General features: G+C 36.9%; 12 protein-coding genes. 8 read left to right on the forward strand and 4 right to left on the reverse strand.

The features are described from left to right. Nucleotides 1–9 precede the first annotated feature (9 nt). Both ntdP and HRG09_RS22090 read left to right on the forward strand, forming a co-directional pair. On the forward strand, nt 10–540 hold the full coding sequence (gene ntdP, locus HRG09_RS22085; RefSeq protein ID WP_016112990.1) for a nucleoside tri-diphosphate phosphatase: 531 nt from the start codon (nt 10–12) through the stop codon (nt 538–540). A 53-nt stretch (nt 541–593) separates the two neighbouring features. Beyond that, entirely contained in the window at nt 594–2,354 is a 1,761-nt protein-coding gene (locus tag HRG09_RS22090) for an ABC transporter ATP-binding protein (RefSeq protein ID WP_174102956.1), read from the forward strand. 13 nt (nt 2,355–2,367) lie between these two features. Here the strand turns inward: HRG09_RS22090 and HRG09_RS22095 are convergent, their stop codons facing one another. The 3 genes from HRG09_RS22095 to hemL form a co-directional block, all read right to left on the reverse strand. Continuing rightward, nucleotides 2,368–3,456, reverse strand: a complete 1,089-nt coding sequence (locus tag HRG09_RS22095; protein WP_174102957.1) for an aromatic acid exporter family protein — start codon at nt 3,454–3,456, stop codon at nt 2,368–2,370. 665 nt (nt 3,457–4,121) lie between these two features. Beyond that, nucleotides 4,122–8,558, reverse strand: a complete 4,437-nt coding sequence (locus HRG09_RS22100) for a glutamate synthase-related protein (RefSeq protein WP_174102958.1) — start codon at nt 8,556–8,558, stop codon at nt 4,122–4,124. A 208-nt stretch (nt 8,559–8,766) separates the two neighbouring features. Then, a complete protein-coding gene (gene hemL, locus HRG09_RS22105; protein ID WP_174102959.1) occupies nt 8,767–10,062 on the reverse strand; it encodes a glutamate-1-semialdehyde-2,1-aminomutase in 1,296 nt (431 codons plus the stop codon). A 128-nt stretch (nt 10,063–10,190) separates the two neighbouring features. Between hemL and HRG09_RS22110 the strand changes: the two genes are divergently transcribed. From HRG09_RS22110 to perR, 6 genes are all read left to right on the forward strand, one after another. After that, nucleotides 10,191–11,204, forward strand: a complete 1,014-nt coding sequence (locus HRG09_RS22110) for an ABC transporter ATP-binding protein (RefSeq protein WP_174102960.1) — start codon at nt 10,191–10,193, stop codon at nt 11,202–11,204. Then, nucleotides 11,197–11,988 carry an ABC transporter permease gene (locus HRG09_RS22115; RefSeq protein ID WP_174102961.1) on the forward strand — a complete coding sequence of 264 codons (792 nt, stop codon included), beginning with the start codon at nt 11,197–11,199 and terminating at the stop codon, nt 11,986–11,988. The genes HRG09_RS22110 and HRG09_RS22115 overlap by 8 nt, the downstream gene beginning before the upstream one ends. A 4-nt stretch (nt 11,989–11,992) precedes the next feature. Beyond that, on the forward strand, nt 11,993–12,778 hold the full coding sequence (locus HRG09_RS22120) for an ABC transporter permease (RefSeq protein ID WP_174102962.1): 786 nt from the start codon (nt 11,993–11,995) through the stop codon (nt 12,776–12,778). A 76-nt stretch (nt 12,779–12,854) separates the two neighbouring features. Further along, the gene (locus HRG09_RS22125) at nt 12,855–13,259 is read left to right on the forward strand and encodes a potassium channel family protein (protein WP_174102963.1); all 405 of its coding nucleotides are present in this window, start codon (nt 12,855–12,857) and stop codon (nt 13,257–13,259) included. 318 nt (nt 13,260–13,577) lie between these two features. Further along, entirely contained in the window at nt 13,578–14,033 is a 456-nt protein-coding gene (gene bcp, locus HRG09_RS22130; RefSeq protein WP_174102964.1) for a thioredoxin-dependent thiol peroxidase, read from the forward strand. 318 nt (nt 14,034–14,351) lie between these two features. Next, a complete protein-coding gene (gene perR / locus HRG09_RS22135; RefSeq protein ID WP_174102965.1) occupies nt 14,352–14,780 on the forward strand; it encodes a peroxide-responsive transcriptional repressor PerR in 429 nt (142 codons plus the stop codon). Between the two features lie 62 nt (nt 14,781–14,842). On the opposite strand, the gene HRG09_RS22140 is transcribed toward perR, so the two are convergent. Further along, the gene (locus HRG09_RS22140) at nt 14,843–15,199 is read right to left on the reverse strand and encodes a YgzB family protein (protein ID WP_174102966.1); all 357 of its coding nucleotides are present in this window, start codon (nt 15,197–15,199) and stop codon (nt 14,843–14,845) included. Nucleotides 15,200–15,523 lie beyond the last annotated feature (324 nt).

The raw sequence follows: 15,523 nt of genomic DNA on the forward strand, positions 1-15,523 counted from the left end.
GGAGCACGTATGGGATTTCCCAAAGAAGGAGAAAAAGTACAAATACATAGTTATAAACATAATGGCTCCATTCATAGAATGTGGGAAGAGACTACAATTTTAAAAGGTACGCAAAGTCTTGTAATTGGTGCAAATGATCGGACTGTAGTAACCGAATCAGATGGTCGGACATGGATTACGCGTGAGCCTGCAATTTGTTATTTTCATTCAAATTATTGGTTTAATGTAATCGGTATGTTACGAGAAGAGGGAGTATATTATTATTGTAATTTAAGTTCTCCATTTGCATATGATTCTGAAGCATTAAAGTATATTGATTATGATTTAGATATTAAAGTATATCCAGATATGACATATACTCTTTTAGATGAAGATGAGTATGAGAAGCATAGTCAAATGATGAATTATCCTCCGGTGATTGATACGATATTAAAACGAAATGTAGAGTATTTAACGCAGTGGATTCATCAAAGAAAAGGGCCATTTGCGCCGGACTTTGTTGATATGTGGTATGAACGATATTTAATGTATAGAGATTAAAGCAAACCTGCAGGGATTTTCCCGGCAGGTTTGTCCTATTAAGGGGGAATTACATGAAGGGAATAAAAAGATATTTACAATTTGTAAAACCATATAGATGGCTTATTACAATTACAATTATTATTGGGCTCATTAAGTTTGGTATTCCGCTTATTATGCCGTGGTTATTAAAGTATATTATTGATGATGTCATTCAAGGAAGTGAATCATTCCAGGAAAAAACATCACAATTGATAACGGCAATTGGTATTGCCTTTTTTATTTTTGGTGTACTAAGGCCGCCTGTTGAATATTATCGCCAATATTTTGCGCAGCGTATTGGTAATACAGTGCTTTATGACTTGCGAAAACATATTTTTGGACATCTACAAAAGCTAAGTTTACGCTACTATTCAAATACAAAAACGGGTGAAATTATTTCGCGTGTGATTCATGATGTAGAGCAGACGAAGGATTTTGTTATTACAGGGCTTATGAATGTCTGGCTTGATACAGCTACGATTTTTATTGCAATTGTAGTTATGTTTTCTATGAATATAAAATTAACGCTCGTTGCATTGCTTATTTTGCCGATTTATGCAGTTGCAGTGAAATACTTTTTTGGACGCCTTCGTAAATTAACTAAAGATCGTTCACAAGCATTAGCAACGATGCAAGGTTACTTACATGAGCGTATTCAAGGGATGCAAGTGACGCGTAGTTTTGCGTTAGAAGAGTATGAAAAGGGGCAGTTTGATAAGAAAAATAATGAGTTTTTAATGAAAGCATTAACACATACAAGCTGGACAGCGCGAACATTTTCTACAGTGAATACGTTAACGGATTTGGGACCATTACTTGTTATTGCGTTTGCGGCATATGAAGTAATTCAAGGTTCTTTAACGCTTGGAACGATGGTTGCTTTTGTTGGGTATATGGACAGTTTATATAGTCCATTACGCCGCCTTGTTAACTCTTCTACAACACTCACACAATCATTTGCATCAATGGATCGAGTGTTTGAGCTGTTGGATGAAAAGTATGATATTGTAAATATTCCAAACGCAATTGAAGCAAAAAAGCTTTCTGGTGAAATTGTATTTGATCAAGTGACATTTCGGTATAATACGGATGAAAAAGATGTATTACATCACCTTTCTTTCTCAATTCGTTCTGGAGAAAAAGTTGCCCTCGTTGGAGCGAGTGGAGGAGGGAAGTCATCTCTTGCTAGTTTAATTCCAAGGTTTTATGATGTTTCTAGCGGTGCAATTTATATAGATGGTGTGAATGTAAGAGATTATAACGTAAGAAATTTACGTAGTCATATTGGGATTGTTTTGCAGGATAACCTTCTATTTAGTGATACGATTCAATCAAATATTTTATATGGCAACCCGAAAGCAACGAAAGAGGAAGTCATTGCAGCTGCAAAAGCAGCGCAGATTCACAATTTCGTTATGAATTTGCCAGATGGTTACGATACAGTTGTTGGCGAAAGAGGTGTGAAGTTGTCTGGTGGGCAAAGGCAGCGGGTAGCAATCGCACGTGTCTTTTTGAAAAATCCTTCTTTACTTATACTAGATGAAGCAACATCAGCTTTGGACTTAGAGAACGAAAGGCATATTCAACAGGCTCTTCAAACATTAGCTGCGAACCGTACAACGATTATCATTGCTCATAGATTAGCAACCATCACACATGTAGATACAATTATATATATTGAAGATGGTGAAATAAAAGAAAAGGGTTCTCATGAACAATTAATGCAAAAACAAGGATTTTATTATAATTTATATCAAATTCAACATATAGAAGAAACAGCCCCTTTGGCTTAAAGGGGCTGTTTCTTTATTCGTCTTCTTTTTTTTCATCAATTTGTAATTCGTCTTCTGGTTTGTGATACGTATAAAAACTATCTACAAGTAAATCTAAATGTTCAACCTCTTCACTGTAATTAATAATTGAAGAAATAAGAGGGAAGAGATGTAACCATATTTTATATGATTCTTCATCTTCTTTATTTTGATAGTCCATAAATATATCGATTAATTCTTGTTTACCAGTTTCTACTTCATCAAGCATCTCAACAGACTGTTGTTTTTTTGCTTTACCAATAAATTTTAATAAAACTTGTTCGTGATAGTGTGTTAATGAATCTAATTCATTTTGAATGGATTCTTGAAATGGTTCAGGCATATATCGCAATTCATTTTCAGTACGGTGTAATGCTTTTAATGTACTTAATGCACGGCTAGTTGTTGCTAACATTTGCCTAAATAAGACGAGCTTACGAATTTTTGCGAATTGTACTTTTTTCGTATAGCTTCTTTCTTCTTTGTACAGTAAGTAGTAATGATTTAATTTAATCATTTTTTCTTTCATACGATCAATGTCTGTTTTCAGTGTTGTGAAATCAGAAGCTTGCCTGCTGTTCATACGAATCCATTTTACAATTTCTTCTGTATTATCGACGATACGATGGTACAGTTTTGTTTCGTATTTTGGCGGCATAAATATTAAGTTTACAAGTGAAGCGGCAATAATTCCAACCATAATCGTTGCAAAGCGAAGTAAGGCAAAATCAAAGAAATCAGTACCTTGATATTCCATAATCGCAATGACCGTCACTAAAGCGATAGATATTGTATTTTCTAAACGTAATTTTAATGTGAGAGCAATAACTAATATACAAGTTAATCCAATAATAAAAGGATTGTGTCCAAAAGCAAATGCAAATCCAATAGCAAATACTGCACCAATTACGTTTGCTTGAATTTGTTCAAGTGCTGTCAAATATGAGCGATATACAGATGGCTGTACCGCAAAAATTGCTGAAATTCCCGCGAACACGGGACTAGGTAGTTGGAGCAAAATACAAGCAAATAAAGCTAATGTAATGGCAATACCCGTTTTTAAAATGCGAGCACCAAGTTTCATACCCTTTTTTATATCCTTTCTCTCTTGTCATTATGAATGATACAACATGATACTATACATTCATTACAATATGTTAGCAAGTGATATTTTATAGGATGCTCAAAAAGTCCGGTTTAGATAGCTGTCGCATGTCTTCGTTACGTCGCCAGTCCGGTACTCGTGTAGTATAAGCTACATTCCGTTCCTCCTGGCTTCCGTGCCTCGACCTGCTTGGCTCTCTAAATCCTCCTTTTTGAACTTATATTTTAATGGATGTTCAAAAGGTCCGGTTTAGATAGCTGTCGCATGTCTTCGTTACGTCGCCAGTCCGGTACTCGTGTAGTATAAGCTACATTCCGTTCCTCCTGGCTTCCGTGCCTCGACCTGCTTGGCTCTCTAAATCCTCCTTTTTGAACTTATATTTTAATGGATGTTCAAAAGGTCCGGTTTAGATAGCTGTCGCATGTCTTCGTTACGTCGCCAGTCCGGTACTCGTGTAGTATAAGCTACATTCCGTTCCTCCTGGCTTCCGTGCCTCGACCTGCTTGACTCTCTAAATCCTCCTTTTTGGACCTGTGTTTTTAATGAAAAAACCTGCTGAATTTCAGCAGGTTTTCAAATTGTTACTATAGATTACTATGTGATGCTCACTTCGTCAATTTTTAGTAAATAAAAATTTGCTTGTATCATTCAGTCGAAATGGATGGGTCTGCTTGCTCTTTTTTCGGAATGATTTCATAAAAGTGAAGCTGAATGTTATCTAATAACGGTGTTAAGGAAGCGACTTCTTCATATTGTTCATGCTCGTTTAATACGCGAATGTAGTTTAATAATAATTCGGTAATGTCCGATTTCCCGTTTTTGCTAAGTGGACGTAATGTTACGTTCGCTCCTTTTGCGATTCTTCGTTGCAGGGCAGATTCTGTTAAACCAAGTTCAGGTTGATGACGTAAATAAACGACACCACCAGTCATACCTGCACAAATCCATGGACCGGGATCACCAAGAACGAGAGCGCGACCGTTTGTCATATATTCAAAAGCAAAGCCTTTAATATTTGCGTGAACGCCTAGGTTCCCATGTTCTTTTTCTCGAAGTGGTTTTGTGATTCTTCCCCCGATGATCATATCTGCTCCAGATAAGCGAATACCAGCACGTGCATCGGCGTTACCTTGCACATATAAAGTTCCTTTTTGTGCGCCGTATCCAAAACCTTTTCCGACAGAACCGTTATAGTACGTTCCATCTTTTCCTTTTGCTTTTGTGATATAAATACCGCCCCCGAATGAGGTTTTTCCGATGCCATCTTGTGCACCGCCATTTACGTGAATAAATAAGTTTTCACTATTGTAGGCACCTAAGCCATTTCCAGGAACGGAACCGTTTGTATATTTTAATGTAATTGGTTCAAGCGTGTTGTTGTCATATAATTTACTGCGGACTCGGTAGCATGATTCGAGCCCCCCCATTACGCGTTGATCTACACCAACACCAACTAACTCTTTTGATTGGAAAGAATCCGTTGTTACATAATCTTGTTGCTGTGCTGCTTCTGTTATCGCGCTGGATGTACTGTTTAATGTTTGTAATAAATTTTGTAAATCTAATAGCTCTATGCCCCGCGTTTGTTCTAGTAAATCAGAACGACCAACAATTTCTTGTAAGTTCGTATAACCGAGTTTACCTGTTAAACGTTTAAGCTCTGTTCCAAAAGTAGTAAATAGGTTCAATAAACCTTCTACAGCACTTTCAAATTGGCGCGGAACAAAACGGCGTAGTCCATGTTCTTTCGCCTGTGCTTCAGATTCAATTTGTGTTGCAATCCCGACATGACACGTATCTAAGTGGCAGCCCCGGCATGTTGTACAGCCAATTGCAATCATAGATAAAGTGCCAAAGCCAATACGGTTTGCGCCAAGAAGCATAATTTTTAGTGCATCATTTACACTGCGAATACCACCATCTGCCCAAATCTCTACGTTGTGTCTCATATTTGCTTCTAATAGAGCATTATGAGCAGCTTTTACGCCAATTTCAACTGGAAGGCCGACATGTTGCAAGGCGTGAATACGTGCAGCGCCTGTGCCGCCATCAAAGCCGCTAATATTAATGAAATCAGCACCAGCTTTTGCGATTCCTACAGCAATTGTCCCGATGTTAGGAACAACTGGAACTTTGACAGCGACTTTTGCAAGTTGATTGGCTGTTTTAATTTCTGTAATCATTTGTGCTAAGTCTTCAATCGAGTAAATATCATGGTTATTGGAAGGGGAGATCAAGTCTGAACCAATTGTTGCATTACGTGCTTCGGCAATTTTAGAAGTGACTTTTGACCCAGGCAAATGTCCGCCTTCACCAGGTTTTGCTCCTTGCCCAATTTTGATTTCAATTAAATTTGATGAGTTTAACAGTTCGGCATTTACACCAAAACGCCCTGATGCAATTTGTTGGCCACGTGTATGCGGATATTTACCAATCATGTCTTTAATCTCTCCGCCTTCACCGTTTAAACTAATCATATTGAGGCGATCGGCTGCTTCTGCATAAGCTCGGAATGCAATTTCATTTTGTGAGCCAAATGACATCGAACTAATAATAAATGGCAAGTCATGATTTTTTACGTCAATTGAAACGCATTCAGTTGGCACTGGTTGCTCAGCTTCTTTTATTTGGACAAGGTGGCGAATTGTAATGGGATTCTTATCTTCTACTTCTGCTAATTTCTCGCGATAATTATCGTAAGCATTTCCTTTAGCTACATCGCCAATCGATTTCCAAATGCGAGGAAAGACATGAAATGTTTTTCTCATTCTAACTTTTGGATTACTATAATCAAGTGCCCTGGCTTTTGCATCTGCAGCTAAAGAGGCGAGTGAAAATGCCACAGTACGTGACCCTAAAAAGTTTGTAATTTGTAGTATGTTTGCAATTTCATCGTGTAAACCAATTGAAGAGAAGAGACGGCCATAACCACGTAGCTCATGGATACCGATAGTCGAAATAACTTTTTCAAGCCCTTTGTTTAACGCTCTATATAAGTTAGCAATTGGTTGCGTTGATCCATCATTTACGGTTGCGAACATTAAATATGGATTAATAACATCTGCCCCTAGCCCATATAGAGTAACAATATCATGTAAAGAACGGAGAGCGCCGGATCTTATAACAATGGAGCATTGGCGTCGTAATTTATGCTCAGTTAGTTTTTGATGTACTTTAGCTGTAATTAAATGTGGATCAATCCATAAGTGTCCATTTTTATGAGCTTTTGCATCATCAAGTAGTAGCAGCGAAGCACCTTTTTTTATAGATGTTATAGCCTCTGTACTAATCCTGTCTAATGCATCATGTAAGGTTTCTGATGCCGTGAATGTAACAGAGAGTTTGTAAACTGCACTATGAGTTGTAAATAATTGCACAAGTTGCTCATATGAGATGGTTTCCAAATCTTCTGCAATTTCTTGTGCTAAATTACCTTCTACTATAATTGGTGACAAAAGTTCGGTAACAAAAGTTTGCTGCTGACCACTAAATAAGCTAGGACGTTCTCCTAGTACTGTACGTGTAGAGAAGTGCTCGATTTCTCGGTCTCGGTCGATTGCTGGGTTTGTAACAACAGCAACGCTTTCTTTTATAAAATCAGCAATGTTTCGTCTGTCCGGATCAAGTGCAGCGAGAGGTGCATCATGGCCGAGTGAACGAATTGGTTCAACCCCTTTTGTTGCCATTTGTTCGAGAAGTTGGATATGCTCACGATCCCAGCCGAAAGCTACATATTGCTCTGTTTCCACTTGAGAGAGGTTAGATAACCCTTCAATTTTTTCCACGGTCGGAGTAGATAAGTTCAGATGATAATCTGAAAAATTAATGCGTTGTTTCATTCGCTTATATACTTCTTCTTGATATGTTTCATATTCATAGAGAACGAGGTCACCTTGTGTATTCCACTTTAAACCTACTTTTTCTCCAGGGGCAAGTGACTTTGGCTCTGCTACGTATTCAGATGGTGATACAACACCTGGTTCAGAAGAAAAGATATAGGAACTTTCTGTTTCTACTTTCCAAACGGGCCTTAAACCAAGTGAATCTACACTAAAAACAGCTTCATCTTTATAGCGTGAAATAATCCCGGCAGGTCCCTGAGCAAAATGTCCCCATGCTTCACGAATATACGTATATAAATTTTGCATATGTTGCTCGTATAATTTAATCTCATTAATAATTGGTGGGAATAATATATCCATTGCTTCAAATAGACTGTAGTTGTAGTGAACGAGAAGTGTTTCTAAGGTGCGGTTTAAATCTTGAGAATCACTGCCTCCAGCAGTAAGTGGTACATCAATCATTTCGGCTTGGTCACGTAATTTGGAAATTGTATTAATTTCTCCGTTATGGCCAAGGATGCTAAATGGTTGCACGCGAAAAAAATTAGATAATGTATTTGTGGAATAGCGATTATGCCCAAGTGTCATTGTTGATGCAATAAGTGGATGTTGTAAGTCGTCATAGTAGGCAACAAGTGTATCGCCAGCACCAAGAACTTTATACACAACATGGTCGTGACTTAATGATGCAACATGAATTGCTGTATTTTTCTCAATTTCAATTGTTAAGGCGAATAGTACTTGATTCAAGTTTTCGGTAGGTGTTTCTGAAAAAATGGCAATTTGCCAAAATAAAGGTTCTTCTTGCTTGCCAAGAGGACCAAGGGCATCAGAGTTTATTACATCATCACTTTCGAAAATCACAGTGAGATTTTGATTGTCTAATTTATTACGAATACTGTTTTTTAAGAGAATAGGATTTTCATTTTTGTTTAGAAAAAAATGTCCAACGATAAAGTGGGGATGATCCACAATCGCTGGATTATATCCACTATTTTTTAATTTTTCTTTCCAAAGTGCTTTCGGTAAGTCGATATGAACGCCAATACCATCGCCCTCACCATTAATAAAGCCAGCGCGATGGTTCATTTTTACAAGTGATTGTATACAAAGATCGATATTTTCTTTTGTTGGCACATTCTGTTTTTCCATAACGGAAACGATTCCACACGCATCGTGTTCTGCATTTGCATAATTTCGAAATAAAGACGGTGTCCATTTATTTGTATTGTTAGGCATCCGTCAATCCCCCCTCTGTTATAAAAATTATGAATAATCTGATTTTTAAAGACGTATAATGCCTTATAGACAACAGAACAATAATATAAATCTGGAAAATAAAACAGATAATTATGAATAATTATACTATTAATGTGCGATTTATGAAATAGAAAAAAGAAAAAAATAGAGGTCATCCTCTATTTTTTTCTTTTGGGCATGTATTTTCTTATGCGTTTGCTAAGGCAGTGAATGCTCTGCCAACGGCTTCGATTGTATATTCAATATCTTCTTTAGTATGTTCCGTTGTTAAGAACCAAGCTTCGTATTTAGATGGAGCTAAGTTAATACCTTCATTAAGCATAAGTTTGAAGAATTTACCGAACATTTCTCCATCTGTATTTTGAGCAGCGTCATAATCTTCAATTGTATCTGTTGTGAAGTATACAGTTAACGCACCTTTTAGACGGTTTACTGTAATATCGATACTATGTTTTGCAGCTTGTTCTAAAATACCTTTTTCAAGCATTGCGCCAAGTTCATCTAGTTTTTCGTATACGCCTTCTTGCTTTAGTACTTCTAAGCACGCGATACCAGCTGCCATAGATGCTGGGTTTCCAGCCATTGTACCAGCTTGGTAAGCAGGGCCGAGCGGCGCAACTTGTTCCATAATTTCCCTCTTCCCGCCATAGGCACCGATTGGAAGACCGCCGCCAATTACTTTACCAAGTGCTGTTAAATCGGGTGTTACACCAAGTAAATCTTGAGCGCCACCATACATGAAGCGGAAAGCTGTAATTACTTCATCATAGATAACAAGTGCGCCAGCCGCGTGGACAAGCTCATTTACTTTTTCTAGGAAGCCAGGTTTAGGTTCGACAATTCCAAAGTTCCCAACGATTGGTTCTACAAGAATAGCTGCTACTTCATGTCCCCATTTATCTAATGCCTCTTTTAATGTTTCCACATTATTAAATGGAACGGTGATCACTTCTTGTGCAATACTTTGCGGTACACCAGCAGAATCAGGAGTACCGAGAGTAGACGGACCAGAACCAGCTGCTACAAGTACTAAATCTGAATGACCGTGGTAGCAACCAGCAAACTTCATAATTTTTGTGCGGCCTGTATAAGCACGAGCTACGCGAATTGTTGTCATAACAGATTCTGTACCAGAGTTTACGAAACGAACTTTATCTAAAGCAGGCATTGCTTCTTTTAACATTTTTGCAAATTTTACTTCTAGTGCTGTTGGTGTTCCGTATAAAACACCATTTTCAGCTGCTGTTTTAATTGCTTCTGTTACGTGAGGATGAGCGTGTCCTGTAATGATTGGACCGTACGCTGCTAAATAATCGATATATTTGTTACCATCTACATCCCAAAAATAAGCACCCTTTCCGCGTTCCATTGCAACAGGTGATCCGCCACCAACTGCTTTGAAAGAACGAGAAGGACTGTTAACACCACCAACGATATGTTCTAACGCTTCCTTATGTAATGCTTCTGATTTTGTGAAATTCACTACAATTCATCTCCTTACAAAAATCTATGTATTATTCTAACATGTTTTTCAAAAAGACGTATTGTTTGTGATAGGAAGGGCAGTTGGGTAAACTATTCGTTGTGGTATCGAGGAAGGGGGTCCGATTAATGAAATCGGTAATTGAAGTACAAGGATTACGTAAAGAATTTACAGCATATTCAAGTCGCTCTGGTTTAAAAGGTGCGTTTCGCGATTTATTAAATCGTAATTATAAAATAGTACCAGCAGTAAATGATGTATCGTTTACTGTAAAACAAGGTGAGATGGTTGGTTATATTGGTGAAAATGGTGCTGGGAAATCAACAACCATTAAAATGTTAACTGGGATTTTAACACCAACGTCTGGACAAATTATGGTGAATGGTATGAATCCGCATAAACAGAGGGAAGAATTTGTAAGAACGATTGGTGTTGTATTTGGTCAACGCTCACAGCTTTGGTGGGATATTGCAGTACAAGAATCATTTCGTTTATTAAAAAAGGTTTATGGTGTATCGGATAGCCAGTATAAAGAACATATGGAACATGTTATTGAAACACTAGATATTGGACCGTTGTTAGATAAGCCGGTGCGTAAATTATCGCTTGGTCAAAGAATGCGTTGTGAATTAGCAGCAGCGTTAATTCATAATCCACCGCTCTTATTTTTAGATGAGCCAACGATTGGATTAGATGTTCTCGTAAAGTTAAAAATCCGTGAATTTTTAAAGGAAATGAATGAGCGTTATAAAACAACAATTTTATTAACAACACATGATATTACTGATATTGAGGCTTTATGTGAACGCGTCATTATGCTGGATGAAGGAAACATTATGTATGACGGATCATTAGAAAAACTTCGTTCGCAGTGGGGAGCAGAAAAAGAAATACATTTTCAATTTACTGCACCAGTTTCATACCAGCAATTATCAATGCTAATGCCGGATAATCATGTAGCTTGGTCAGAAGGGAAAGAAGAATATACATGGATTGCGAAAATACCAAATGAGGAAGTTGTAATTTCTATGCTCATCTCCAAAGTGGTTCAAACTTTTCAAATTAAAGATTTAAAAATTAATGAAGTGTCGACAGAAGAAATTATTCGTAATATTTATGAAGAAGGTATGATTCATGGGTAAGTATATTGAAATGATTCGTGTTCGTTTTTTAATGATGCTTGCTTACCGAACAAACTATTATAGTGGAATTTTAATTTATACGATTAACATCGGAGCGTATTATTTTTTGTGGCAAGCCATTTACAGTGGGAAAGAGAATATTGAAAGTTTATCGATTTCTCAAATGACAACCTATATTGCTATCGCATGGATGGCTCGTGCTTTTTATTTCAATAATATTGACAGAGAAATTGCGATGGAAATTCAAGAGGGACGTGTAGCTATTGAATTAATTCGTCCATATAATTATTTAGGGATGAAAGTTATGCAAGGGCTTGGAGAGGGGATCTTTCGTTTTGCATTCTTTTCTATCCCAGGCATGATTATTGTTACACTTTTATTTTCATTACAAATTACAACCAATTTTCAAACGTGGTTATACTTTTTCCTATCGTTAGTTTTCAGTTTTATTATTAATACGCAAATTAATTTAATGACAGGCATGCTCACTTTTTTCTTATTTAATAATAGTGGAATTATGTATGCAAAACGTGTGGTTATTGATTTATTTTCAGGTTTATTACTACCCATTAGCTTTTATCCACTATGGGCTCAAAAAGCAATGGTATTTTTACCGTTTCAAGCAATCAGCTATATTCCGAGTATGATTTTCTCTGAAGGTATACAGGGAAGTAAATTGTATCAGGCTTTATTATTCCAAATGATTTGGGCAATAGTGCTTATTATTCCAATTGTACTGATGTGGAAAACGGCGAGAAAGCGCCTAATTGTACAAGGGGGATGATGGGATGTTATATATAAAACTATTTGTGCAATATGCAAGCCAATATATAAAAACGAAGCTCGAGTATCGCGGTGATTTTATCGTTGGGTTATTATCTGATTTATTATTACAAGCTGTAAATTTAATCTTCATCCTTGTTGTTTTTGGGCATACACAAGCGTTAAAAGGGTGGAGCAGAGAAGAAGTTATTTTTATTTATGGATTTTTCTTAGTACCGTTTGCGATTTTCTCTGCTTTCTTTAATATATGGGATTTTAATGATAGATATATTATTAAGGGAGAAATGGATCGCGTTTTAACAAGGCCAATTCATAGTTTATTTCAAATAATATTAGAACGAATGGAACTGGAGTCTTTAATTGGTGCAGTGACTGGGATAATTGTAATGGGATATGCGGCAGTAGAGCTGCAATTATCTTTTTATTGGTACGATTTCTTTCTTTTCTTGCTTATGGTAGCAGGAGGGGCACTTGTATATGGTGGGATATTTGTAACGCTTGCAAGTATCGGGTTCTGGTCTGATGCAAAAAGTTCGATTATGCCACTCATGTATAACATAGGAAATTATGGGCGTTATCCGGTAAATATTTACAACCGTGTGATTCGTTTTGTTTTAACGTTTGTATTACCGTTTGCATTTGTTGGCGTATATCCAGCGGCATATTTTCTGAGAAAGACAGAATGGAACAGCTATGCATTTGCGACACCGATTGTTGGTGTGATTTGTTTTACAATTGCAATCACACTTTGGAATTTTGGAGTGAAGAAATATCGCGGTGCGGGAAACTAACAAAGGGTATAAAAGCTTCATTTACTATGGGATAAATTGTTCTTTGTCCTCATACATATAGGATGAGGTGGAGGACATGTTGTGGGGAATTATTTTATTAATTTCAGCGATTGCTGTGTTAAGAAGTATTCAAATATTATGGAGCTCATATTCAGATTCGAAGCGTTTCTTTTCTTTCTATAATCTAACTTCATTATTTCTAATTTATACAACGGTACTTATCGCATTTGGATTAAGTTATGTTGTATTAGAGGAAAGTGGATTTTCCGCCTTAAGAGAAGATGGAGAAACTTTAAATGTTCATTCTTTCCAGCTGGTAGAAGTATGTTTATATTTTAGTGCGGTTACTTTATTATCAGTTGGATATGGTGATGTAACTCCTGTTGGAATTGGGCGCTGGATTGCAATTATTGAAGCGTTGATTGGATATACTTTGCCATTTGCATTCGTAGTTCGGACTGTGATAGACAATGAAAAATAAAGTGAAACTTTAATCAGTGGGGGTTTTCTTCATCCCCCGCTGATTATTAGCCCTCACCAATCGGACCTTTACAGGCAGTTTATCTCCCACTTAACTTCTTTAGAAAAGCGGAAGCGGCTCATTCAGAATCGCAGGAAGTTGGAGCACCCGACAGAGAGGCGCTTTTTACCTCGTCCGAGGGGGCGAAACGACCGGAGATTCTAGCCGCTAGAGCTGGACATTGCTTGCACCGAATTTTGAGGTGGGAGTATTACTGCCCGTTAGTGCGGGGTAAGGTAATATTTGTTATAGTAAAGGAAAAGACAAGGAGTGATAAAGATGGTCGCGGTAGGAGAAGTGGCACCAGATTTTACACTAGAAGGAAGTAATGGAGAGCAGGTTAAACTATCGGATTTTCATGGGAAAAATGTAGTTCTATATTTTTATCCGAAAGATATGACACCAGGATGCACGACAGAGGCATGTGATTTTCGTGATGCATACGGATTATTCCAAGAGAAAGATACGGTTATACTTGGGGTAAGCCCAGATCCAGCGAATAGACATGTGAAATTTATCGAAAAGCATGATTTACCATTTTTACTCTTAGTAGATGAAGATCATACAGTAGCTGAATTATATGGTGTATGGAAACTAAAGAAAAATTTTGGTAAAGAGTATATGGGAATCGAGCGCTCTACGTTTCTGATTAATAAAGATGGTGAACTGGTAAAAGAATGGCGAAAGGTAAAGGTGAAGGGGCATATTGAAGACATCCTTTCGTATTTAAATTAAGGTTCTGCACGAGTAAGAATTAAAGAAAATTTAGTATTATGTAAGTGCTATGGGGCATACGTCTACACCCTTTTGCGGATGCTTCATACATTAAAAGGGTAGGGCATACCTCCTCAGATGATAGTATTCCAAGTGCGATTATTTCGCACTTTTTTCTATGTAAATGTATAAATGATGGACAAATATACATAAAAATAAGAGTAGGTGAAAAATAAACCACACAGTTATAGTAGAAATATTGACGATTGACAAGAAAAGGAGTACACTCTTTATAAGAATTATAAAATAATAATCCGTATAGAATCGGGGTGCATGACGGTGGTCAAAGAAGAATTAAAAGAAGCGCTAGAAATGCTGAAAAATACGGGTGTACGCATTACTCCACAGCGTCATGCTATTTTAGAGTACCTTGTGGAATCTATGACGCACCCAACAGCGGATGAAATTTATAAGGCGTTAGAAGGTAAGTTTCCAAATATGAGTGTTGCAACTGTTTATAATAACTTACGTGTATTTAAAGAGGTTGGGCTTGTTAAGGAACTAACGTATGGAGACGCTTCAAGTAGATTTGACTATGTTACAAGTCAACATTACCATGTGATTTGTGAAAAATGTGGTAAAATTGTTGATTTTCCTTATGAAGGTTTGGAACAACTTGAAAATGAAGCTGCGAAAGCAACGGGCTTTGTTATTAATAGTCATCGTTTAGAGATTTATGGCGTATGTCCAGAATGTCATAAGGCGTAATATATAATAAAGAAAGAGGCTGACGGCTACGTCGACCTCTTTCTTTATTATATAAACGTGTTTTATGCTTTATAGTTCTTCTTATTATATTTCTCATCAAACTCTTTTCCTTCTAAAGTACGATCAAGCGTTAAGGGCTGATTGCAATGCATACATGCATCTACTCGACCAAGCATTTTTGTAGGTTTGTTACAACTTGGACACATGATTTGCACGGTTTTTGTAGATAACATACCAATCCAAAAATAAACGACAGTGCTAGCGATAACTGCTAAAAAGCCAACCATCATAAAAATGGTCATAATAATAATATTTTCGCGGAAAAATACGCCTAAGTATGCAATGAAGAGTCCGATAAATACTAAACTTAACGCAAAGGTTCGAATTTTATTGATTTTGTTCGAATATTTAATCCCCATTCCCATCACGCTCCTATAGCAACAATATAACACACAATTTTGAATTTTTGGTTTAAAAGAAGGAGCTTTGTTAAAAATATGGAACGAAATAAGAAATAAACGGGATGTGAAATTTTTTTGTGAAAAGTATTGACCATGTATAAACTGCATGATATATTAATAACCGTCGCTGATGCGAAACGGCAGAAAGCGAAAAAAGAAATTGAAAAACTTAGTTGACATCGAAAAATGAAGATGTTAACATAAGGGAGTCGCAAATGAGCGACAAACGAGTTCTCTGAAAACTGAACGAAACAAACAACGTGAAGCGTCAATTTTTATTTT

It is taken from the genome of Bacillus sp. Xin1, from assembly GCF_013314535.1.
GTDB lineage: Bacteria > Bacillota > Bacilli > Bacillales > Bacillaceae_G > Bacillus_A.

Bases quoted from the DNA above. Each gene is read 5' to 3' on its own strand.
- HRG09_RS22095 (WP_174102957.1), bottom strand. From the start codon at position 3,456: ATGAAACTTGGTGCTCGCATTTTAAAAACGGGTATTGCCATTACATTA.
- HRG09_RS22100 (WP_174102958.1), bottom strand. From the start codon at position 8,558: ATGCCTAACAATACAAATAAATGGACACCGTCTTTATTTCGAAATTAT.
- bcp (WP_174102964.1), top strand. From the start codon at position 13,578: ATGGTCGCGGTAGGAGAAGTGGCACCAGATTTTACACTAGAAGGAAGT.
- HRG09_RS22090 (WP_174102956.1), top strand. From the start codon at position 594: ATGAAGGGAATAAAAAGATATTTACAATTTGTAAAACCATATAGATGG.
- HRG09_RS22125 (WP_174102963.1), top strand. From the start codon at position 12,855: ATGTTGTGGGGAATTATTTTATTAATTTCAGCGATTGCTGTGTTAAGA.
- ntdP (WP_016112990.1), top strand. From the start codon at position 10: ATGGGATTTCCCAAAGAAGGAGAAAAAGTACAAATACATAGTTATAAA.
- HRG09_RS22110 (WP_174102960.1), top strand. From the start codon at position 10,191: ATGAAATCGGTAATTGAAGTACAAGGATTACGTAAAGAATTTACAGCA.
- HRG09_RS22115 (WP_174102961.1), top strand. From the start codon at position 11,197: ATGGGTAAGTATATTGAAATGATTCGTGTTCGTTTTTTAATGATGCTT.
- HRG09_RS22140 (WP_174102966.1), bottom strand. From the start codon at position 15,199: ATGGGGATTAAATATTCGAACAAAATCAATAAAATTCGAACCTTTGCG.
- HRG09_RS22120 (WP_174102962.1), top strand. From the start codon at position 11,993: ATGTTATATATAAAACTATTTGTGCAATATGCAAGCCAATATATAAAA.